The organism is Bacillus sp. D7-8 (assembly GCF_052055895.1).
In the GTDB taxonomy this organism is placed as follows: Bacteria; Bacillota; Bacilli; order Bacillales; family Bacillaceae; genus Bacillus; species Bacillus velezensis.
This window is the reverse complement of record NZ_CP179922.1, coordinates 1,864,222-1,890,195: the sequence shown is the minus strand read 5'-3', so window position 1 is coordinate 1,890,195 and position 25,974 is coordinate 1,864,222. Positions and strand designations below refer to the sequence as shown.

The 25,974-nt window shown below is 46.8% G+C and carries 3 protein-coding genes; all 3 read left to right on the top strand.

Annotated features, from left to right (window positions below; all coding sequences use genetic code 11):
* Positions 1-32: 32 nt before the first annotated feature.
* The 3 genes from bamB (at position 33) to ACKTRM_RS09210 (ending at position 25,931) form a co-directional block, all read left to right on the top strand.
* Positions 33-16,124, top strand: coding sequence for a bacillomycin D non-ribosomal peptide synthetase BamB (bamB, locus tag ACKTRM_RS09220; protein ID WP_012117678.1), 16,092 nt, complete (start codon positions 33-35; stop codon positions 16,122-16,124).
* Positions 16,125-16,208: 84 nt separating this feature from the next.
* Positions 16,209-24,068 (top strand): bacillomycin D non-ribosomal peptide synthetase BamC, encoded by a 7,860-nt coding sequence (bamC, locus tag ACKTRM_RS09215; protein ID WP_012117677.1) that lies wholly within the window; start codon positions 16,209-16,211, stop codon positions 24,066-24,068.
* A gap of 324 nt (positions 24,069-24,392) precedes the next feature.
* Positions 24,393-25,931, top strand: a complete 1,539-nt coding sequence (locus ACKTRM_RS09210) for a glycoside hydrolase family 43 protein (protein WP_012117676.1) — start codon at positions 24,393-24,395, stop codon at positions 25,929-25,931.
* Positions 25,932-25,974: the final 43 nt, after the last annotated feature.

Here is a 25,974-nt window from a genome sequence, read left to right as displayed (position 1 = left end):
TTTCTTTAAAATATATAAAATGAGGTGCTCCAATGTCGGTATTTAAAAACCAAGAAACGTACTGGGAAAACCTGTTTGATGAAGAAGACGGCCTAAGCGCATTCCCTTACTTTAAAGCAGCGGATAAAGCGTCGTTGGCCCGTACCGGCTACCAGGAAAAATGCATCTGCCGTTCCTTATCTCCGGAAGTATCTCAAAGAATCATGACAATGGCGAATCATTCCGATATGGCGGCCTATCTGATTTTATTGGCGGGTATTGAATGCTTGTTATATAAATATACGGATCGAACGAGCCTGATTCTTGGCATTCCAACGGTATCGAAGCAAAAAGCTGGCCAGTCAGCCGTTAACAACATTGTCCTCTTAAAAAATACGCTTTCAAACGAGAGCACATTTAAAACCGTATTCGGGCAGCTGAAAGAAGCTGTTAATGATTCTCTGAAAAATCAAAACCTGCCGTTTAGAAAAATGGTCCGGCATCTGAGCGTGCAATACAATGACGAGCATATGCCTTTGATTCATACCGTCGTTTCGCTTAACGAAATTCATTCCTTGCAATGTAAAGAAGATACTGCAACCGATACGCTGTTTCACTTTGATTTGGAGAACAACGGGATTCATTTGAAACTTTTTTATAACGGCAATCTGTACGATGAGCGCTATATCAATCAAATTGTATCCCATTTGGATCAGCTGCTGTCTGTGATTCTGTTTCAGCCTCAAGCCGCGATCCATACGGCAGAGATCTTACCGGAAGCGGAAAAACAGAAGCTATTGTTTGATTTTAACGACACCGTCAGAGATTTCTCCGGGAGCAGAACAGTCTATCAATTATTTGAAGAGCAGGCAGAAAGAACGCCTGAGCATACGGCCGTCAAGTTTAAAAACGACCATTTGACGTACAGGGAACTGAATGAGAAGGCGAATCGTTTGGCAAGAACATTGCGTAATTGCGGGGTTCAACCCGATACGTTAGTCGCCATTCTCGCTGATCGTTCATTAGAGATGATCGTATCCATTATAGCTGTTTGGAAGGCAGGGGGCGCTTATGTGCCCCTGGATCCTGAATATCCAAAAGAGCGGCTTCAATATTTGCTTCATGATGCGGATGCAGACGTTCTCCTTGTTCAGCATCATTTAAAAAACAGCCTCGCCTTTGACGGCCCGGTGATTGATTTGAATGATGAAACATCATACCATGCCGATTGCTCATTGTTATCACCAGTAGCGGGACACAGCCATTTAGCCTATGTCATTTATACGTCGGGTACAACAGGAAAGCCGAAAGGGGTCATGGTTGAACACGGCGGCATTGTGAACTCGCTTCAGTGGAAGAAGGCGTTTTTCAAGCATTCTCCGGCGGATCGCGTACTTGTCTTGTACCCGTATGTTTTTGATGCGTTCATTTTAAATTTCTTCGGCCCGCTCATCTCAGGAGCAACTTTGCACCTTCTGCCTAATGAAGAGAATAAAGAAACTTTCGCCATTCAAAATGCCATAAAACAAGAAAGAATTACCCATTTTTCAACTTCTCCCCGTCTTCTGAAAACGATGATCGAACAGATGAACAGAGAGGATTTCATCCATGTTCAGCATGTTGTTGTAGGCGGTGAGCAGCTGGAAGCAGATACAGTTGAGAAGCTGCATTCTCTGCAGCCTCGCATTCGGATCAATAATGAATACGGACCGACAGAAAACAGCGTGGTATCTACATTTCACCCTGTTCAGTCCGCTGATGAACAGATCACAATCGGCAGCCCGGTGGCCAACCATCAAGCTTATATTTTAGGAGCGCACCATCAAATCCAGCCGATCGGCGTACCGGGAGAGCTGTATGTCGGAGGAGCGGGAGTGGCCCGCGGCTACCTCAATCGGCCTGAATTGACGGAGGAAAAATTTGTGGAGCATCTGCATGTCCCTGGTCAAAAGATGTATAAAACGGGGGATCTCGCCAGATGGCTGCCGGATGGAAGAATCGAATATTTAGGGCGGATTGATCATCAAGTGAAAATTCGCGGCTACCGGATTGAGATCGGCGAGGTAGAGGCAGCCATGTTCAATCTGGAAAACGTTCGTGAAGCCGCAGTCGTCGCGCGGGAAGACGCAGACGGGGCCAAACAATTGTATGCCTATTATGTCGGCGAGCCTTCTTTGACCGCTGCGCAGTTCAGAGAAGAATTATCCCGGGAACTGCCGAATTATATGATTCCCTCCCGCTTTATCCCTTTGGAACGCATTCCGCTCACTTCCAATGGAAAGATTGATCTGAAAGCTTTGCCTGCTGCTGACGAAAATACGCGGGCGGAAAACGAATACATAGCCCCGCGGAACACAATAGAAGAACTGCTGGCGTCTATCTGGCAAGAAGTATTAGGGGCAGAACGTATAGGAATTTTGGATAATTTCTTTGATTTTGGCGGAGATTCGATTAAATCAATTCAGGTGTCATCCAGATTGTACCAAGCCGGATACAAGGTTGATATGAAGCATTTGTTTAAACACCCCTCGATTGCTGAACTTAGTCAGTTTGTAGCACCGGTCAGCAGGGTGGCTGATCAAGGAGAAGTGAATGGCGGAACCAAGCTGACCCCGATACAGCATTGGTTTTTTGAGCAAAAAATGCCGCATGCACACCATTACAATCAGGCCGTCATGTTATATTCGGCGGAAGGCTTTAAAGAGGGCCCGCTTCGCCGGACGATGGAACGGATCGCGTCGCATCACGATGCCTTGAGGATGATTTTTGAAAAAACGCCGGATGGATACGCTCCGCGAATTACAGGAACAGATGAAAGTGAACTATTCCATCTGGAAGTGATGAATTATAAAGGGGAAACCGATCCGGCTCAAGCGATTGCCGATAAAGCGAATGAGATTCAAAGCAGCATGGTATTAGACAAAGGGCCATTGATGAAGCTCGGTTTGTTCCAATGTCCGGACGGAGATCATTTGCTGATTGCAATTCATCATTTGCTGATTGACGGTGTATCCTGGCGTATTTTGCTCGAAGATTTTGCAAGCGGTTATGAGCAGGCAGAACGCGGACAAACGATCCAGCTCCCGCAAAAAACAGACTCGTTTCCATCCTGGGCCGATCAATTGTCCAAATATGCGGCGGAAACCGATATGGAAGAGGAGATTGCGTATTGGACTGAGCTTTCAAGTATAAAGCCTCAGCCATTGCCTAAGGACACTATCAGCGAAGGATCGTTATTAAGAGACAGCGAAGAAGTGACGATTCAATGGACAAAAGAGGAAACGGAGCAATTATTAAAACAAGCGAACCGCGCCTACAACACGGATATCAACGATCTGCTGCTGACTTCGTTAGGGCTGGCTGTTCATAAGTGGACAGGCACGGAAGACATTGTCGTGAATTTGGAAGGCCACGGGAGAGAACCGATTATTCCGGATGCTGACATTTCCCGCACGATAGGATGGTTCACAAGCCAGTACCCTGTCGTCCTGAGGATGGAAGCCGGAAAAAACCTGTCGCAGCGGATCAAGATCGTAAAAGAAGGGCTGCGCCGTATCCCTGACAAAGGAATGAATTACAGCATCATCAAATATATATCCGGGCACTCGGAAGCCGACAGCCTGCAGCTGAATCCGGAGATATCGTTTAACTATTTGGGACAATTTGACCAAGACCTGAAGCATCAGGCTTTGCGCATCTCGCCTTTTTCCACAGGGTTATCAATGAACGAAAACCAAGAGAGAACGGCCGTGCTTGACTTGAACGGCATGATTGCCGAAGGGACATTATCACTGACTCTGAGCTACAGCAGCAAACAATACGAAAGATCTACTATGGCGCAATTTGCCCGGGGGTTGAAAGAAAGTCTGCAAGAAGTCATTGCACATTGCGTAAGCCGGCAGCAGACTTCTCTCACACCAAGTGACATCCTTTTAAAAGACATCTCAATCGACGAACTGGAACAGCTTTTGGAGCAGACGCGTGAATTAGGCGAAGCGGAAAATATTTATCCATTAACGCCGATGCAGAAGGGCATGCTGTTTCACAGCTTATTTGATCCGAATTCTGGTGCTTATTTTCAGCAAACGATGTTTGATCTGCATGGAGATCTGGAAATTGATTCATTTTCAAAAAGCTTGGACGGCTTATCGCAAAAATATGATATTTTCCGCACGAATTTTTACAGAGGCTGGAAGGATCAGCCGCTCCAAATCATATTCAAAACGAAAAAAATCGGTTTTCAATTCAATGACTTACGAGAGATGAAGGAATCTCAAAAAGAAGCGATGATTCAGCAGTATGCCAGAGAAGATAAGATGCGGGGGTTCGACTTAGAAAAAGGCGCGTTAATGCGGTTATTCATCCTTCGTACGGATGAAAAGACATACCGTTTTATCTGGAGTTTCCACCATATTTTGATGGACGGCTGGTGTCTGCCGCTGATTACAAAAGAAATTTTCGAGAATTACTTTGCTTTGCTTCAGCAAAAGCAGCCTGAACAATCGTCAATTACTCCGTACAGTCAATATATTGAATGGCTCGGCCGGCAAGATGCGAAAGAGGCCACGGCTTATTGGGATCAGTACTTGGAGGGATATGAGGAGCAAACCGGCCTTCCTAAGGATCACCATGCAGCGGAAGACGGACGATACGTTCCTGAAAAAGTGACGTGTGACATAAGCTCCGATCTCACTTCGAAAATGAAGCGGACGGCAGGCAAGCATCATGTCACGCTGAACACGCTGCTGCAGACGGCATGGGCGGTTTTGCTGCAGAAATATAACCGCAGCCGGGACGTTGTGTTTGGAAGTGTTGTATCCGGAAGACCTGCTGGAATTCCAAACGTGGAAACCATGATCGGCTTATTCATTAACACCATTCCCGTCCGGTTCCGATGTGAAGCCGGGACAACGTTTGCTGAGCTTATGAAAGAGGCGCAGGAAAGGGCTGTAGCGTCTCAACAATTTGAGACACACCCGCTGTACGATATTCAAGCGCGTACAACGCAAAAGCAAGATTTAATTACACATTTAATGATATTCGAAAATTATCCGGTTGATCAGTATATGGAAAGTATAGGCCGCCAAAACGGAACATCCATCACGATTTCCAACGTACAAATGGAAGAACAGACCAACTACGATTTTAATTTGACCGTTATACCGGGCGACGAGATGAACATCTCTTTTGAATACAATGCAAATGTGTATGATCGGGCAAGCATAGAGCGGGTTCGGGAACATTTCATGCAAATCCTGCATCAAGTCGTGACAGATGCGGATATCCGGGTGGATCAAGCGGAATTGTTAACGGAAGGCGAAAGAAGAACCCTTCTGCAGACGCTTAACGACACGGCCGCGCCGTTTCCGCAGACGCCGGTTCATCAATTATTTGAAGAGCAATCGCAGCGTACGCCCGATCAAGCAGCCGTCATTGATAAGGACAGGCAGCTCACGTACGGAGAGCTCAATAAGCGGGCCAACCGCCTGGCGCGAACGTTAAGAGCGAAAGGAGTGCAGACGGATCAGCCTGTAGCCATCATCACAAGAAACAGCATCGAATCGGTGGTCGGAATCCTTGCCGTTTTAAAATCAGGCGGAGCCTATGTCCCTATAGATCCGGAATATCCGCAAGACCGCATTCGGTATATGCTGGATGACTCCCAAGCCGGAATCGTTTTAATGCAGCGGGACGTCAGGAAACAGCTTGCCTATGAAGGCGTCACGGTTTTACTTGATGATGAAGGTTCTTATCACCAAGATGGCTCTGACCTTGCTCCGATAAATGATGCGAGCCATTTGGCATATGTCATTTATACGTCAGGTTCCACAGGCCGGCCAAAAGGCGTACTAATCGAGCACCGAGGCTTGACCAATTATATTTGGTGGGCGAAAGAGGTTTATGTAAAAGGCGAGAAAGCCAACTTCCCATTGTATTCGTCAATTTCTTTTGATCTGACGGTGACTTCTATTTTCACGCCGCTTGTCACAGGCAATGCAATCATCGTCTATGACGGAGAGGATAAAACAGCTCTGCTTGAATCGATTGTGCGGGACCCGAGGGTGGATATCATTAAATTGACCCCGGCCCATTTGCAGGTCTTGAAAGAAATGAACATTGCCGATCAAACGGCTGTCCGAAGAATGATTGTGGGCGGGGAAAACTTAAGCACCCGGTTAGCCCGCAGCATTCATGAACAGTTCGAAGGCCGGATTGAAATATGCAATGAGTACGGACCGACGGAAACCGTTGTCGGCTGCATGATTTACCGTTACGATGCCGCAAAGGACAGGCGGGAATCGGTACCGATCGGAACCGCTGCGGCAAACACGAGCATTTACGTTCTTGATGAGAATATGAAACCCGCGCCGATCGGTGTCCCGGGAGAGATCTATATCAGCGGCGCCGGTGTGGCAAGAGGATATTTGAACCGTCCCGAATTAACGGCGGAGAAATTTGTCGATGACCCGTTTGAACCCGGAGCGAAGATGTATAAGACCGGAGATTTGGCGAAGTGGCTGGCGGACGGAAACATTGAATATGCGGGCAGAATAGATGAACAAGTGAAAATCAGAGGCTATCGTATCGAATTAGGCGAGATCGAGGCGGCACTGCTTCAAGAAGAAGCGATCAAGGAAGCTGTCGTTACAGCCAGAGAGGATGTCCACGGGTTTAAACAATTGTGTGCATATTACGTGAGCGGCGGGCAAACAACGGCAGCCCGGCTCCGGAAACAATTGTCACACAGCCTGGCGGGTTATATGGTTCCGGCTTATTTTATCGAACTTGATGAAATGCCTTTAACTTCTAACGGAAAAATAAACAGAAAAGGGCTGCCGGCTCCGGATTTCGAGCTGCAGGACAGAGCAGAGTATAAAGCTCCCCGATCAAAAGCGGAAGAAATATTAGTTTCTGCCTGGGAATCGGTATTAGGCGCTGAAAACGTCAGTATTCTTGATAATTTCTTTGACCTTGGCGGAGATTCCATTAAATCCATTCAAGTATCCTCCAGATTAAATCAGCAAGGATACAAAATGGAAATCAAAGACTTGTTTCAATATGCAACAATTGCAGAATTGAGTCCGCATATCAAGCAGAATCTGCGTATAGCCGATCAAGGTGAGGTCAAAGGAAAAGTCAGCCTGACTCCTATTCAGCATTGGTTCTTTGATCATATAACGACAGATCAGCATTATTACAATCAAGCCGTCATGCTGCATGCGTCGGAAGGTTTTCAAGAAACGCAGCTTCGTCAAACCCTGCAAAAGCTTGCTGAACATCACGATGCGCTCCGCATGACGTTCCGGACTACAGAAAATGGCTGTGAGGCACAGAATGAAGAAATCGCCCAAAGCGGGCTGTACCACCTAGAAGTCATGAATCTGAAAGAAGATCCCGATCCGGGACGTACAATTGAAGCCAAGGCTGATGAGATACAAAGCAGTATGCGTTTAAGTGATGGGCCGTTAATGAAAGCCGGGTTGTTTCAATGCGCAAATGGAGATCATCTGCTCATTGCCATCCATCATTTGCTGATTGACGGAGTATCCTGGCGTATTTTACTCGAAGATTTTGCAAGCGGATATGAGCAGGCAGAACGCGGACAAACGATCCAGTTCCCGCAAAAAACAGACTCTTTCCAATTATGGGCTAAGAGACTGTCAGAATATGCGCAAAGTGAAACCATAAAACAAGAACAGGAATATTGGACAAAAATCGAACAAACCGAAGTCAAACCGCTGCCTAAAGATTTTCATGAAACCCATACAACTGCAAAAGACAGCGAAACAGCAGCTGTGGAATGGACGAAAGAGGAAACGGAGCTCTTATTAAAACAAGCGAATCGCGCTTATCACACGGAAATAAACGATTTGCTTTTAACTTCTCTGAGTCTTTCCATATCGCATTGGTCAGGACTGGAACAAATTCCGATTCATTTAGAGGGACACGGCCGCGAACAGATTATACAAGATATAGATATCTCCCGCACGGTCGGGTGGTTTACAAGTCTGTATCCGGTTGTGCTGCACGCGCAGCCGGGCAAAGAAATCTCTGATTATATCAAGACGACCAAAGAAGGATTGCGTCAAATTCCGCATAAAGGGATCGGATATGGAATAGCGAGGTACTTAAGCGGCGGAATGCCATCGAAACTAAATCCCGAGATCAGCTTTAACTACCTGGGACAGTTTGACCAAGATTTACAGCAGCATGGGGTTCAATTATCTTCTTATTCTTGCGGTTCAGACTCAAGCGGAAATCAAGAAAGACCGTATGTATTGAATATAAACGGAATGATCACCGAGGGCCGGCTGAAGCTTACGATCAGCTACAGCAGCAAACAATACGCAAAAGAAACGATCATGCGGTTATCGGAAACGATTCAAAGCCGCCTGCGGACAATCATTACGCATTGCGTTCATAAAGAACAATCGGAACTGACGCCAAGCGATATTTTGTTAAAAGGCATATCCATTGACGAATTGGATCAGCTCCTCATTCAACTGCCGCATGCAGGTGAGGTTGAAAACGTGTATCCGCTCACTCCGATGCAGAAAGGAATGCTCTTCCACAGCCTGCTGGACGAGGCCTCAAGTTCTTATTTTGAACAAGCATCGTTCGATTTGCAGGGAGAGTTAAAGATTGATTGGTTTAAAGCAAGCCTTGAACGATTATTTGAAACATACGCCGTGCTCAGAACCCGTTTTTACAGCGGCTGGAACGATACTCCTTTACAAATTGTCTATAAAACGCAAACACCGCAAATTCATTTTGCAGATTTGCGTGATAGAGAGGAGCACCTGAGAGAGGATGCAATCGCAGCCTATCAAAGAGAAGACAAGGCAAAAGGATTTGACTTGGCTCGGGATCCGCTGATGCGCATAGCGATTTTCCGTATGGAAGACCGCAAATATCATTTGATTTGGAGCTTCCATCATATTGTGATGGATGGCTGGTGCCTGTCTCTTATCACGAAGGAAGTGTTTGATCATTATAGCGCCTTAGAGGAAGGCAGGGAACCAGAACCGCCATCGGCAGCTCCTTACAGCGACTATATCGAGTGGCTTGACCGCCAAGATCAGGGAGCGGCAAAGCGGTACTGGAGCGGGTATCTTGAAGGATATAAAGGTGAAACCACGCTTCTTCATAAAATAGCGCAGCATGAACAAAAAGAATACGCCTATGCCAATGTGATCTGCCGATTTGATCACGAACAGACAAAACAATTACAGCAAATCGCAAATCAGCATCAGGTTACGTTAAATACGTTGATCCAAACGTTATGGGGAGTATTATTACAGAAATACAGCGGGTCCGCAGACGTTGTCTTCGGCAGTGTCGTGTCGGGAAGGCCGGCGGAAATTCCTGATGTGGAACAGATGATCGGCCTGTTCATCAATACGATTCCGGTTCGCATCCGCTGCGATGAGGACAGCACTTTTGCTGATACGATGCAAATGGTTCAACAAAACGCGCTGGCTTCCCAATCGTACGATACCTATCCTTTATACGAAATTCAGGCCCAAACGGAACAAAAGCAAAACTTAATTGATCATATCATGATCTTTGAAAATTATCCGATAGGGCAGCAAGTCGAAAAGGGTCATGATGCTGCGGATTTAAATATCGTGAATTTCCATATAGAAGAACATACCCATTACGATTTTAATGTAGTTGTCATCCCTGGCGAACAACTCACCATTCATTTTGATTTCAACCAAAATGAATATGGACAATCAGAGGCAGAGCGGATTCGCGGACATTTTGAACAGCTCATTCACCAAATTTTGCAGCAGCCGTCTGTCAAAATAGAAGAAATGGAACTTCTGACGCAGCAAGAAAAAGAACAGCTGCTCACTCCGCTTTCCGGGGGAACAGAGAAGCCTGAATACGAAACGATTCATACTATGTTTGAACGCCAGGCGGCACAAACGCCGCAAGAAATCGCAATTCAATACGAAGGGGCGGAGATTTCTTACAAAGAGCTGAACGAAACGGCCAATAAACTGGCGCGGATTCTCCGTAAGCGAGGTGTGAAGCATCAGGAGCCGGTGGCTGTGATCGCCGGGCGTTCACCATCATTAGCGATTGCTGTTTTAGGCATTTTAAAAGCGGGCGGTGCCATTGTTCCGATTGATCCGAGCCATCCTGCCGAACGAATCCGCTATATCATTGAAAACAGCAGCTGCACTCATGTTGTGACAGAGAAAGACCGGTCAGTCCCCGAGGCAGCAACGCAGATTGTCACATTCATAGAAGAAGCGGAGACAGAACCGGACGGGAGCAATGTGCAGACGATAAACACGGCGGAGGATCTGCTTTACGTTATTTATACATCAGGAACGACGGGGAAACCGAAGGGTGTGCTGCTTGAACATAGAAATATGGCCAATTTGCTGTATGACCAATTTACAAACTCAGGCATCGATTTCAAAACCAATGTGCTTCAATACGCATCTCCGGCATTTGACGTCTGCTATCAAGAGCTGTTTTCAGCCCTGCTCAGCGGCGGCACACTCCACATCGTGCCTGAATCAATAAAGCGGGACGCGGCTCAGCTGTTTTCGTTTATTAATAAACATCAGACGGACATCGTCTTTTTCCCGACTGCTTTTGCCAAAATGCTTTTTAACGAAGAGAGCTATGCATATTCATTTCCGCGCTGTGTGAAGCATTTGATTACAGCAGGAGAACAATTGACAGTATCCCGTTTATTTCAGCAAGTGCTCCGCACACACGGCTTGCATTTGCACAATCATTACGGTCCGTCAGAAACTCATGTAGTGTCGACGTATACCATTCAACCGGGAGATGATATTCCTGAATATCCGCCGATCGGCAAACCGATATGCCATAACAATATGTATGTCATCAACAAGAACAAACAGCTTCAGCCCTTCGGCATTGCGGGAGAACTGTATATTTCCGGAGCAAATACCGGGAGAGGCTATGTGAATAACCCGGCTTTAACGGGAGAGAAATTTTTACCTGATCCGTTCAGAGAGGGAGCCGTTATGTACCGCACCGGAGATTTGGCAAGGCTGCGTGAGGACGGGCAAATCGAATACATCGGCCGCATTGATGATCAGGCGAAAATAAGGGGCTACCGGATCGAACCGAAAGAAGTTGAGGTCATATTGGCCAATCACCCGGCGGTGAGAGAAGCAGCGGTCCTTATTCAAAAAAACGCTTTGGGTGAAAATGAATTGTGTGCGTACTGCAGCGTCTCAAAAGCGACTGATCCTTCAGCATTACGGAAAGATCTGGCCAAAAACCTTCCTGACTATATGATTCCTGTGAAATGGGCTTTTGTTGAATCGATTCCGCTCACGGCAAACGGAAAAGTCGACCGCAAAGCATTGCCAGAACCAGAAGGAGGCGTGCAAACAGGGATCGAATACGTTGCTCCCCGTACAGCGGCGGAAGCGCAGCTGGCGCATATCTGGCAAGAGGTGCTTGGACTTCCGCGTATCGGCGTGAAAGACAATTTCTTCGACATCGGCGGTCACTCGCTGCGGGCAACGACTCTGACAGCGAAACTGCACAAAGAGATGGGGGTCAGCCTGCCGCTGCGGGAAGTGTTCCGATCGCCAACAATTGAAGAAATGGCAGAAACGATTACCGGAATGAAACACACAGCATATACATCTATCCCGACCGTTGAAGCAAAAGAATACTATGCCGTCTCCTCGGCGCAGAAACGGCTGTACATTTTGAATCAGCTGAAAGGCGGAGAACTGAGCTACAACATGCCGAGTGTCATGAGAGCCGATGGAGCTCTGGATCGGAAACTTGTCGAGAAGGCGATCCGCAAGCTGATTCAGCGCCATGAAACGCTGCGTACCGGCTTTGAACTGATAGACGGAGAACCGGTGCAGCGGATCTATGACGACGTCCCATTTGCAGTGGAATTCACTCAAGCGAAAGAAGAACAGGCGGAAGCCCTCGTTCATGGGTTTGTGCGGGCATTTGACTTGGAGAAAGCGCCGCTGCTGCGGGTAGGACTGATCGAGCTTGCAAAAGACCGCCATTTGCTGCTGTTTGACATGCATCATATCATTTCCGATGGCGTATCTATCAAGAATTTGATTGAAGAGTTCGTTTCATTATATGAAGGAAAAGAATTGCCGCCATTAAGGGTTCAGTATAAAGATTATGCGGCGTGGCAGCTGTCGGATATGCAAAGCGAACGGATGAAGAAACAGGAAGCGTACTGGCTGGATGTGTTCAGCGGAGAGGTTCCGGTGCTGGATATGCCAACCGACTACGGAAGACCGGCTGCGCGGAGCTTTGAAGGAGGGCAAATCGAGTTTGTCATCGGACCGGAGTTGACGGAACAGCTGAAAGGCTTGGCGGTGAAGAGCGAAAGCACGCTGTACATGGTGCTGCTGGCTGCTTATACGACCATGCTGGCCAAATACAGCGGGCAAGAAGACATCGTAGTAGGCAGCCCGATTGCCGGAAGAACCCATTCGGATTTGGAAAGCTTAATCGGCATGTTCGTGGGCACACTGGCGATACGAACGAATCCGGTCGGGGAAAAAACATTCCGGGAGTACGTGCAGGAAGTCAAAGAGCATACATTAAAAGCGTACGAAAACCAGGAGTATCCATTCGACGAACTGGTGGACAAGCTGAATGTGTCCCGGGATTTCAGCCGCCATCCGCTGTTTGACACGATGTTCATATGGCAAAACACAGAACGGGGAGAATTGAGCCTCGATGATGTGCGTTTTACCCCTTATCCGGACAACCATGCGATGGCGAAGTTCGACCTGACGTTCCAAGCGGCAGAAAATGAAGACGGAATTACAGGTATGATCAGTTACGCGGCAGCGCTGTACAAGCAGGAAACTGCGGAACGCATGGCAAAGCACTTTATCCAATTGATCGAGGCGATTGCGAATGACCCGCAGACGCCGCTTTCATCGCTGGAGATGATCACCGCGAAGGAGAAAGAGCAGATTGTGGAGAGATGGGGCCAACCGGCGATAGACTGCCCAAGGGACAAAACAATTCACCAATTGTTCGAGGAGCAGGCGGAGCGCACGCCGGAACATACAGCCGCAGTTTACGAGAAAAGCCGATTCACATACCGTGAGCTGAATGAGCGGGCCAACCGCCTGGCGCGGATTTTAAGAAGCGAAGGCGTGCAGCCTGACCAGCCTGTGGGTATTCTGGCAGAACGTTCTCTGGAAATGATCGTGGGGATTATGGCGATCCTGAAAGCCGGGGGCGCGTATGTGCCGATGGATCCGGACAGCCCGCAGGAACGCATCCGCTATATTCTGGAGGATTCAGGAGCAAAGGTTCTGCTGGCACAGCCCCATTTACAAGATCGTGTATCCTTTGCCGGAGAGATTTTACTGCTGAATGACGAACGAATGAACAGCGGGGACGGCTCGAATCTGGTGACGGCAGCCGGACCGGATCACTTGGCGTATGTGATTTACACATCAGGCACAACCGGCAAGCCAAAAGGCACGCTGATTGAGCATCGCCAGGTCCTTCATTTGATGGAGGGGCTCCGCGGACAAGTGTACGGTGCTTATGATTCGGGATTGCGTGTGTCTTTGTTGGCACCGTACTATTTCGACGCATCGGTCAAGCAAATTTTCGCGGCACTGTTAGGGGGACATGCACTGTATATCGTCCCTAAAGCGTCAGTATCAGACGGTTATGCCTTGTCAAACTATTATCGCACCCACCGCATTGACGTAACAGACGGAACACCGTCACATTTGCAATTGCTTATCGCTGCAGACAGCCTTCATGGGGTAACGATCCGGCACATGCTTATTGGAGGAGAGGCGCTCCCGCAGGCGACGGTGGCGCAATTGCTTGAATTGTTCGCTTCGAACGGGTCATCAATGCCGCTCATAACCAATGTATACGGTCCGACGGAAACCTGTGTGGATGCATCGGTCTTTCATATCGTACCGGAGACATTGGCATCCGCTGACGACGGCGGTTACGTGCCGATCGGCAAGCCGCTGGGCAACAACCGTGTGTATATTGTTGATTCCCATGATCGGATGCTGCCTATAGGTGTAAAAGGTGAGCTGTGCATCGCCGGAGACGGAGTAGGACGGGGGTATCTGAACTTGCCTGAATTAACGGGCGTAAAGTTTGTGGCCGATCCGTTTGTAATCGGAGAGCGGATGTATAAAACAGGCGACCTTGCCCGTTACCTGCCGGATGGAAACATTGAATATGCCGGAAGAAAGGATCACCAGGTCAAAATTCGCGGTTACCGGATCGAACTTGGCGAGGTGGAAGCCGCTCTTCTCAACATCGAGCATGTACAAGAAGCGGTGATCCTGGCCAGAGAAAATGCAGAGGGGCAAAGCGATTTGTATGCCTATTTTACAGGGGAGAAGTCACTGCCGATCAATCAGCTTAAAGAAAAACTCTCCGATCAAATACCAGGCTATATGGTTCCTTCATACTTGATGCAACTGGAGCAAATGCCGTTAACCTCCAATGGAAAAGTGAATCGCAGCGCGTTACCGCTGCCTGAAGCAGGCTTGCAGACCGGGATTGACTATGTTGCTCCAAGGACAAGACCGGAAGAGCAGCTGGTTCACATCTGGAAAGAAGTATTGAAGGTAGAACAAGTCGGCGTGAAAGATAACTTTTTCGATCTCGGCGGGCATTCGTTACGGGGGATGACGCTCGTTACCAAGATCCATAAGCAATTCGACAAAAGCATTTCATTGAGAGAAGTGTTTCAATACCCGACGATTGAAGAAATGGCGAGGGTCATTGCAGGCGCGGAAACCAGCGGACCGGATGAAATCCCTGTTGCAGAAGCCAAAGATATTTATCCTGTATCTTCTGTGCAAAAGATGGTTTACCTGTCTACACAAATTGAAGGCGGAGAACTAAGTTACAACATGCCGGGGATTTTGACATTGGAAGGCAGGATGGACATGAATCGTTTACAATCTGCGTTCCAAAGTCTGATCCAGCGCCATGAATCACTACGAACCGGATTTGAAATGATGCGGGGAGAGCTGGTGCAAGTGATCAAGCCGCAGGCGGATTTCTCTATAGAAAGGTACAAAGCAGCTGATGAAGAGGTCGAGGAGCTGTTCCGCAATTTCGTGCGGCCTTTCGATCTCAGTCAGGCTCCATTGCTTCGGGCCGGACTCATCGAATTAGAACAGGACAGACATGTTTTCATGTTTGACATGCATCATATCGTTTCAGACGGCGCTTCTATGAATATTTTTGTTGAAGAACTGATTCAATTGTATGACGGCAAAGAATTAACCCCGCTTCGGATTCAATACAAAGATTACACTGTATGGCAGCAGCAGGCGGAGCAGAGGGAACGCATCAAGAGGCAGGAGAACTATTGGCTGAACGTATTTCATGAGGAACTCCCGCCATTTGAGCTGCCGAAAGATTTTGCCAGACCGCGAATTCGAAGCTTTGAAGGAAAGCAATACAATTTCGCTCTCGATGAGAACGTGGTCCAGGGTATAAAACAGATGGAAGAATTGACCGGATCGACCGCTTACATGATCTTGCTGTCAGCCTATAACATACTGCTGGCCAAATACAGCGGTCAGGAAGATATCGTCGTCGGTACGCCTATTGCGGGAAGAATGCATGGAGATTTACAGCATATTATCGGGATGTTTGTGAATACGCTGGCCATCCGTACGGCCCCGGCTGGAGAAAAGACTTTTATGGACTATGTAACGGAAACAAAAGAAACGATGCTGAAAGCTTATGAAAATCAAGAGTATCCTTTTGAAGAATTAGTTGAGAAACTGGGAGTGAAACGGGACTTAAGCCGTAATCCGTTATTCGATACGATGTTTGTTCTGCAAAATACGGAACAAACGGATATCGAATTGGACTCTCTCGCGGTCAGACCATATGAACAAACAAATACGGCGGCCAAATTTGATTTGCAGCTGACCTTCGTGATGAATCCGCACGAGATTCAAGGAAGCTTTGAGTATTGCACGAAGCTGTTTAAACAGAAAACCATCGCTACGCTGAGCAAGGATTACGCCATGATTCTGTCGGCGATCATAAAAGACCCATCGATTCCTTTAAAAGAAATTCAATTAAGTGAGAAAGTAAACAAAAGTGAACACTTTGCAAGCGAAATCGAATTGAATTTCTAAAAACGGCCCAAACCGGCTGTCCCCGGCATGATGTTTTTACGGGGACAGCGGTCAGCCGGCTAAAACTTACTTGGAGGGATATTAATGTCAGAATTTAAGCAACAGGAGTTGTTCTGGAGCAGCATGTTCGATGCGGAAGATCGTCCCAGTGCAATCCCTTCGTTTCAAATGTCGGACTCAACAATAGAGCACGATGCGTCGAGTGCACCCAACCGTATTCACAGTTCATTGAGTTCCGATGTATCCCTGCGCATCATGAAGATGACGAATAAATCGCCAATGGCCGTTTATATGGTTCTCCTGGTCGGAATCGAGTGTCTTTTGTACAAATATACGGGGGAAGAGGGCGTTGTTGTAGGTGTTCCGACCTTTGAAGACGAAACCGATGAAGACCTTCGTTTAGATCAAGTCATGTTAATCAAACAAAACATAAATGCGGACAGCACATTTAAATCCATATTTAATGAATTCAAACACAAGCTGAACGGAGCCATCTTACATCAGCACGTTCCTTTCGATAAAATGGCCGGTCCATTAAATCTGAACTACGATTCAAATCATTTGCCAATGATCCATACGATCGTATCACTAGATCAGCTGCACCCCATTCGTTTTATAGAAACGGCTGCTGCTGATACATTATTTCAGTTTTCCATAGAAAATGATTCGATTCATTTAAAGTTAACTTATAATGAACAAGCTTATGATCGTCAGTATATGATGCAAGTGATCGAACATGTAAACCGGATTTTTTCGATTTTGTTATTCCAACCCGACCTTATGATCCGCCAGCTTAATATTCTGTCAGACTCAGAGACAAATCAACTCATCGCCTATAATCAAACGGCTGCAGAGTATCCAAGAGAAAAAACGATTCATCAATTTTTGGAGGAACAAGCGGAACGTACCCCTGATCAAACGGCTGTTGTCTACGAGGATAGCCGTCTGACGTACCGGGAATTGAATGAAAGGGCGAATCAACTCGCTCGGACACTGCAATCTGAAGGCGTGCAGCCGGATCAGCCGGTCGGGATTATGGCCGAACGCTCCCTGGATATGATTGTAGGGATCTTCGGGATCTTGAAAGCCGGCGGGGCGTATGTACCGATTGACCCGGGCTATCCCGAGGAACGGGTTCGATACATATTGGAGGATTCGGATACGAAGTTGTTGCTCGTGCAGAATCAATCGCAAGAGAGAGTACCTTTTACGGGAAAAGTGCTGGATATGAAAGATCCGCAAAACTTTTGTGAAGACGGGTCGAATGTAGAGCCGGCTGCTGGCCCGGATCATCTGGCCTATGTTATTTATACATCGGGTTCAACGGGCAAGCCGAAAGGGGTTATGGTTGAGCACCGGTCGGTCATCAATCGGCTGGTGTGGATGCAGGAAAAATACCCTCTCGATGAGCGGGATGCGATTCTGCAAAAAACTGCGATCACCTTTGATGTATCAGTGTGGGAACTGTTCTGGTGGACGATATCAGGTTCCAGATTGGTTCTGTTGCCAAACGGAGGAGAAAAGAATCCCGAGCTGATTTTAGATACAATTGCACAAAAAGGTGTCAGCACAATGCATTTTGTACCGGCGATGCTGCATGCCTTCCTGGAATCCATGGATCAGAAGCCAAGCGGGATGTTGAAACAAAAATTAGCGTCATTAAGACATGTGTTTGCAAGCGGTGAGGCTTTGAAGCCTGTACATGTCGCAGGCTTCAAACGCATCATAACGTCGGTGAGCCAGGCTCAAATCATCAACTTGTACGGACCGACTGAGGCAACAATTGATGTATCATACTTTGATTGCCAGACGGAAGAAACGTATGCATCGATTCCGATAGGCAAACCGATTTCCAACATTCAATTGTATATATTACATGCTGATTTGGAACATATGCAGCCGATCGGTGTGGCGGGAGAACTGTGCATAGCGGGCGATGGGCTTGCAAGGGGCTACTTGAATCGTCCCGAACTGACGGCCGAGAAGTTTGTAAACCATCCGATTGCATCAGGAGAACGGATATACCGGACGGGAGACTTGGCAAGATGGCTGCCGGACGGCAATATCGAGTATTTGGGCCGGATTGATCACCAGGTGAAAATCCGCGGTTACCGCATTGAAATCGGCGAAGTCGAAGGCGCTTTTTTTCAGCTGCCGGCGATCAAAGAAGCCATCATTATCGCCCGGGAAATCGATGGGGAAACATCCTTGTGCGCCTATTATACCGCACAACATGCTTTAACTGCAGGCGAGCTCCGTGAAGAGCTGTCCCGCCAGCTTCCATCCTATATGATACCTGCGTATTTCGTTCAGCTGGAAGAGATGCCGCTTACTTTCAACGGGAAAATAGACCGTAAATCCCTTCCTTCTCCAAGAGAGAATCTTACAGGCATGAACTATGAAGCTCCTCGAACAGAACTGGAAAAAATACTGGCCGCGGTGTGGGAGGCGGTCTTAGGCTTAGAACGGGTCGGAATCTCAGATCATTTCTTCGAATTGGGGGGCGATTCCATTAAGTCGATTCAAGTGTCCTCAAGATTATACCAAGCCGGGTATAAGTTTGAAATCAAACACTTGTTTAAATACCCAACGATCTCCGAGCTTGTTCCATACGTAGAGCCGGTAACCCGAATCGCAGAACAAGGAGAAATCAAAGGCCGGGCGCTGCTGACCCCGATACAGCATTGGTTTTTTGACCAGAAATACCCGGAATTACACCATTACAATCAAGCGGTTATGCTTTATTGGAAAGAGGAACTGGATGAATCAAAGCTTCGGGACGTCATGAAGAAGATCACAGAGCATCACGATGCTTTGCGCATGGTCTATGTTCCGACAGAAGATGGATATGAAGCCCGAAATCGCGGGATCGATGAAGGTGATCTGTTCAGCCTTGAAGTGATCTCATTACGCGAAGAAAAAAATGTGTCCCAGACGATAGAAACCATTTCTAATGAGATTCAGCAATCCATTCATTTACCCGAAGGACCGCTCATGAAACTGGGATTGTTCCGGTGTCAAGAGGGAGATCATTTGCTGATTGCGGTTCATCATCTGGTCATCGACGGCGTATCGTGGAGGATTTTACTTGAGGATATAGCGGCAGCTTATGAGCAGCTTCAAAACGGCGAAGCGATCCGGCTTCCGAAGAAAACGGACTCTTACCTGTTATGGGCTGAACAGTTGAATCGTTATGCAGAAAGTCAGGAATTCGAAGCGGAAAATCAATACTGGTTCAGACAGAAACATAATCCGCAACTTACATTGCCAAAGGACAATGAACAGGAGACCGGTCTGGCCAAAGACCGGGAAACGGTCATCGTTCAATGGACCGTTGAGGAAACCGAACGTTTATTAAAAAACGCTCACCGGGCTTATTCGACCGATATGAACGATTTATTACTGACCGGTCTGGGAACTGCTATTCATCGTTGGACCGGATATGAAGACATTCTCATTGATCTTGAAGGACACGGCAGAGAGTCTATCATTCCGGATCTCGATATTTCGCGTACGGTGGGATGGTTCACAAGCCTATATCCGGTTTCGCTTCAAATCAAGGCTGATCAGGATATCCCGCAGCGGATTAAAACAGTGAAAGAAAATTTGCGTCAGATCCCCCAAAAAGGAATAGGTTACGGCCTGATCAAATATTTGTCCGATCACCCGAAGGCACATGAATGGACCGGACATCCGGAAATACGTTTCAATTATTTGGGTCAATTTGATCAAGATGTCCGGAACGGCAAGATGGAGGTATCCCCTTACTCAAGCGGGAAAACAGCCAGTGACAATCGTCCCTTGACCTATACACTTGATATCAACGGCATGATTTCAGACGGCCGATTGTCGCTGGCCATCAGCTATTGCGGTAAACAATATCAAAGAGAAACAATGGAAGCCTGTGCCGATCTCTTAAAAAGCAGCCTGCAGCAAGTCATCGCACATTGTGATGCTCAAGATCAAATTCACCTGACGCCAAGCGATATTTCGTTAAAAGGTATAACGATCGGTGAACTGGATCAATTTGTGCAGCAAACGAGTCATCTCGGTGACATTGAAAATATATACCCATTAACCCCGATGCAGAAAGGAATGTTGTTCCACAGCTTGATCGATTCGGCCTCCGAAGCTTACTTTGAACAAGCCGCTTTTGATCTGAAAGGTTTCTTGGATATCGATGCATTCAAGATGAGTTTGGCGCATCTGGCCGAAAAATATGACATTCTTCGGACTCTTTTTTATACAGAATGGAAAGATCAGCCTTTGCAGATTGTATTCCGGCAAAAGCCGATTGAAACGGCCGTTGAAGATATTCGCAGCATGAACAGTCATCAGCGCAGCGAGTTTATTGCCGATTTTGCAAGAAGAGATAAGGCGCGGGGATTCAATCTCACCCGGGATGCTTTAATGCGCGTATCGATCCTGCGGACAGAAGAAGACCAAGCGCGATTGATTTGGAGCTTTCATCATATTTTAATGGATGGCTGGTGTTTGCCTCTTGTTACGAAAGAAGTGTTTGAAACCTATTATGCGATACTTGAGCAAAGACAGCCGAAGCGGGGAGCCGTCACCCCATACAGCCGATATATCGAATGGCTGGATCAACAAGATCACAAGCAGGCGTCAGCCTATTGGCGTAACTATTTAGAAGGTTATGAAGGGCAGACTGTTTTGTTACAAGAACAATCTTCCGACCGGGCGAAAGGATACGAAAAAGGTGAGCATGAGTTTCGTTTAGGAAAGCGGCTCACAGACGAAATAAAACGGGCCGCAAGCCGCCAGCAAGTCACCGTCAATACATGGATACAAACCGCATGGGGCTTATTGCTGCAAAGATACAACGGGAGTCAGGATGTCGTCTTCGGCACTGTCGTATCCGGCAGACCGGCAGAAATTCCGGGAATTGAAACCATGGTCGGTTTATTTATCAATACCATTCCCGTACGTATTCATACGCAGCCTGAAATGACAGCTGCACAAGTATTGAAAATGAACCAGGAGCGGGCACTGGCTTCTCAAAAATATGATACATTTCCGTTGTATGACATTCAGGCTCAAACTGAGCAAAAGCAGCAGTTGATCAATCATATTATGGTATTTGAGAATTACCCGGTTGAAAAACAAATAGAACATATGAAGCAGGATGACAACGCATTAGACATTCTCGATTTTCATATGGAAGAACATACTCATTACGATTTTACTTTTATAGTGATGCCGGATGGAGAAATTGACATTCGTTTTGTATACAATCGAGATGTTTATGACCAAGCAAGTGTCGAACGGATGCAGACGCATTTCATGCAAATTATGAAGCAAATGGCGGACGATCAGGAAATTCGCGTTCAAGACCTCGATATCGTAACAGCGGATGAGCGATCGCTCCTGATAGATAAGTTCAACGATACGGCGGCTGAGTATCCGAAGGAAAAGACGATTCATCAATTGTTTGAAGAACAAGCGGAGCGAACGCCGGAGCAAGCAGCGATTGTTTTTGAAGATAAGAAGATGACGTATCGGATAGTAAATGAACGCGCCAATCAGCTGGCCCGAACCTTGGTTGCCAAAGGACTTCAGGCCGAGGAGCTTGTCGGCATTATGGCGGAACGTTCACCGGAGATGGTGATAGGCATCCTTGCTATTTTGAAAGCTGGGGGCGTTTACGTACCGATCGATCCGGATTACCCGAAAGAACGCATCCATTATATGCTTGAGGATTCTAACGTCTCTATCTTATTATTGCAGCATCATCTTCTGGAAGGTACCGATTATCAAAGTCATACTGTCTTCCTTGACGATCCGTCATCATACGGCGCCGAAGCATCTAATCTCAAACTGAACGTGATGCCAAATCAATTAGCCTACGTTATTTATACATCAGGAACAACGGGGAATCCGAAAGGCACGCTCATTGAACATAAAAACGTGGTTCGTCTGTTATTTAACAACAAAAATGTTTTTGATTTTAATGCATCGGACACATGGACTTTGTTTCATTCCTTCTGCTTTGATTTTTCAGTATGGGAAATGTACGGAGCGTTGCTGTATGGGGGCAAATTAGTGATTATTCCGAAACAAATAGCAAAAAACCCGGAAAGGTATTTGCAATTGTTAAAATCGGAAGCTGTGACTATTTTAAATCAAACGCCGAGTTATTTCTATCAACTGATGCAGGAGGAGAGAGCAGATCCCGAATCCAATTTAAACATCCGAAAGATCATATTTGGCGGAGAGGCGTTAAATCCATCCTTCTTGAAAGACTGGAAGCTTAAATATCCTTTAACCCAATTAATCAATATGTACGGCATCACCGAAACCACCGTTCATGTCACATATAAAGAAATCACGGAACGGGAAATCGACGAAGGCAGAAGCAACATCGGACAACCTATTCCTACTCTGCAAGCGTATATTTTGGACGAATATCAGCGCATTCAGGTAATGGGCATACCGGGCGAGCTCTATGTGGCAGGAGAGGGACTGGCCAGAGGATATTTGAACCGACCTGAATTAACGGGCGAGAAATTTGTTGAACACCCGTTTGCCGCAGGCGAAAAAATGTACAAAACGGGAGATGTCGCCCGGTGGCTGCCGGACGGCAATATCGAGTATTTGGGAAGAATTGATCATCAGGTGAAAATACGGGGCTACCGGATTGAAATTGGCGAGGTCGAAGCGGCTTTATTGCAACTGGAATCTGTCAAAGAAGCGGTCGTCATCGCAATTGAAGAAGAGGGCTCAAAGCAGCTGTGCGCCTACTTGTCAGGAGACGATTCATTAAATACGGCGCAGCTGAAGCATCATTTACTGAACAAACTGCCCGCTTATATGATACCGGCTTACTTTGTACAAATGGAGAAGATGCCGATAACCGCAAATGGAAAAATCGATCGAAAAGCTTTGCCGGCCCCTGAGGGAAATAGGCTCACCGGAACCGAATACGAAGCGCCCGGAACGTTAATTGAAAAGCAGCTGGCCGAGATATGGAAGAACATTTTAGCTCTCAGCGACCCGGGAATTAAAGATAACTTCTTTGACGTTGGCGGCCATTCGCTCAAAGTATTGCAAGTTATTCATCAAATCAACGACCGTATGGGAATCAAAATGCATTATCAAGCCGTATACGATTTTCCTACCATCGAAACAATGGCACGCGCCATTCAAGCGGCAGTTTTCGAGTCCAAGACGGATAACGTATTCGTCAAGATGAATCAGAACGGTTCAATCCCTGTGTTCTGTTTCCCGCCTTTAATCGGATACGGGCTGGTCTATAATGAAATGGCGAAAAGACTTGACGGCCGCTGCACCGTCTATGCCGCTGATTTCCTAGAAGAGCCGTCTTACGAAAAAGAGATCGTTGACCGGTATGCAGAAAGCATGATAGGCATTCAGGAACAAGGGCCCTTTGTTTTACTTGGTTACTCCTCGGGGTCGAATTTGGCTTTTGAGGTTGCCAAAGCCTTGGAGAAGCGCGGACGCATCGTATCGGACATTATGATGCTTGATTCTAAAAGAGCCGTTTCGGTGAATTATTTTTCGGAAGAGGAAACCGAAGAGATCATTCATCGGAATCTGGATATCATTCCGGATTATTATAGAGAATTATTAACCATTCCTTCCATTAAGGATAAAATCAGAAGCTATCTCACATATCACAATAAACTGATCAATTCCGGCGCGGTGAACGCCAACATTCATCATTTTCTATGCGGCGAGTTGACCGATAGAGGATGGAAGCAATCAACCGCACAGCATTACCTTGAGTACAAATTAAAAGGAGACCATGTGACGATCTTTGACCCTCACAATATTGAAGAAAATACGGATACAATTCGATCTATTATCAAAAGGATTGAAGAACGGCATCATCACGGACTTGTTCTTGAAGAACAACTGTCAATGGGATCGTTTGCGGGGGACGCAAAGTTTGACAAAATGTAAATGATCAAGTGTAAAACGCCGCTGGCCTGGCACTCAGCGGCGTTTTTATTAAAAAGGCGAGAGTCATACTCCTGTGTTCGCAAGGTTTACTCCAGAGCCGTTCTCCATGACCAGTTGTCATCAAATGGTAAAAAAATCATCATACATTTTAAGGAAAAAGGAGGATGTCAAGTTATTAGAAAAAAGTGTAGCGTATGTTTATGGGTACTAGCTCTATTATTGAGTTGCTTAACTGCGGAGTCTGCTTTTTACTGCCGGTACTGCAATTTGTTCCCAAATGGTAAAAGTTGCCTAAATTTTTAAAAAAAGGAGGAGCGTTAAGTTATGTGTAAAAAATGTTGGGTATGCCTATGGGTCCTTGCTTTATTATTGAGTTGCTTCACTGGGAAGTCTGCGTATGCTGCCAGCACTCCAATTGCAAAACATGTTGGGAATTCAAATCCGCTTATCGACCATCATTTGGGCGCAGATCCGTTTGCGCTGACCTATAATGGAAGAGTCTACATCTATATGTCAAGCGATGACTATGAATATAATAGCGACGGCACGATTAAGGATAATTCATTTGCCAATTTGAATAAAATATCCGTCATATCTTCAGCGAATATGGTGAACTGGACAGATCACGGAACGATTCCCGCAGCGGGTGCCAATGGGCTGAATGGCGGCCGGGGGATTGCCAAATGGGCAGGAGCATCATGGGCCCCGTCAGCCGCGGTGAAAAAGATCAATGGTAAGGATAAATTTTTCCTTTATTTCGCAAACGGCGGCGGAGGTATCGGGGTTCTCACCGCAGACAGCCCGACCGGCCCATGGACAGATCCGATCGGAAAAGCGCTGGTAACGCCAAATACGCCAGGAATGTCCGGTGTTGTATGGCTTTTTGATCCGGCAGTATTCGTAGATGATGACGGTACCGGTTACCTATATGCCGGCGGAGGCGTTCCGGGCGGTTCAAATCCCGCACAGGGGCAATGGGCCAATCCTAAAACAGCAAGAGTCATGAAATTAGGTCCTGATATGACCAGTGTTGCCGGAAATGCGTCTACGATTGATGCGCCTTTTATGTTTGAAGATTCGGGAATGCATAAGTATAACGGAAAATATTACTATTCCTATTGTATCAATTTCGGGGGCGCGCACCCGGCCGATAAACCTCCAGGTGAGATCGGTTATATGACCAGCTCAAGTCCTATGGATTCTTTTTCGTATAGAGGGCACTTTCTGAAAAATCCGGGAGCATTTTTCGGAGGCGGCGGGAACAATCATCATGCTGTTTTCAATTTTAAAAACGAGTGGTATGTGGTGTATCATACTCAAACTGTCAGCTCCGCTCTTTACGGGGCCGGCAAAGGTTACCGTTCTCCCCATATTAATAAGCTTGTGCATAATCCAGATGGCTCCCTGCAAGAGGTAGCGGCAAATTTTGCAGGTGTCAAACAGCTATCCAATTTGAATCCATATCACCGCGTAGAAGCGGAAACGTTTGCCTGGAACGGACGGATTTTGACAGAGGCATCCTCAGCACCCGGCGGCCCGGTCAATAATCAACATGTCACAAACATTCATAACGGAGACTGGATTGCTGTTGGAAATGCAGACTTCGGCTCAGGCGGTGCCAGGACGTTTAAAGCAAATGTAGCGTCCGCTCTTGGCGGGAAAATAGAAGTGCGGCTAGACAGTGCAAACGGTAAGCTTGTCGGAACCTTGAATGTCCCTTCCACAGGCGGAACGCAATCTTGGAGAGAAATAGAAACTGCGGTAAGCGGCGCATCCGGTGTTCACAACGTATTCTTTGTATTTACCGGAACTGGTACAGGAAACTTGTTTAATTTTGATTACTGGCAGTTTACACAAAGATAAGCAAAGGGAGACAAAGGTACGTTTTCTAAGTCCATAAACGACA

Bases quoted from the DNA above. Each gene is read 5' to 3' on its own strand.
- bamB (WP_012117678.1), top strand. From the start codon at position 33: ATGTCGGTATTTAAAAACCAAGAAACGTACTGGGAAAACCTGTTTGAT.
- bamC (WP_012117677.1), top strand. From the start codon at position 16,209: ATGTCAGAATTTAAGCAACAGGAGTTGTTCTGGAGCAGCATGTTCGAT.
- ACKTRM_RS09210 (WP_012117676.1), top strand. From the start codon at position 24,393: ATGTGTAAAAAATGTTGGGTATGCCTATGGGTCCTTGCTTTATTATTG.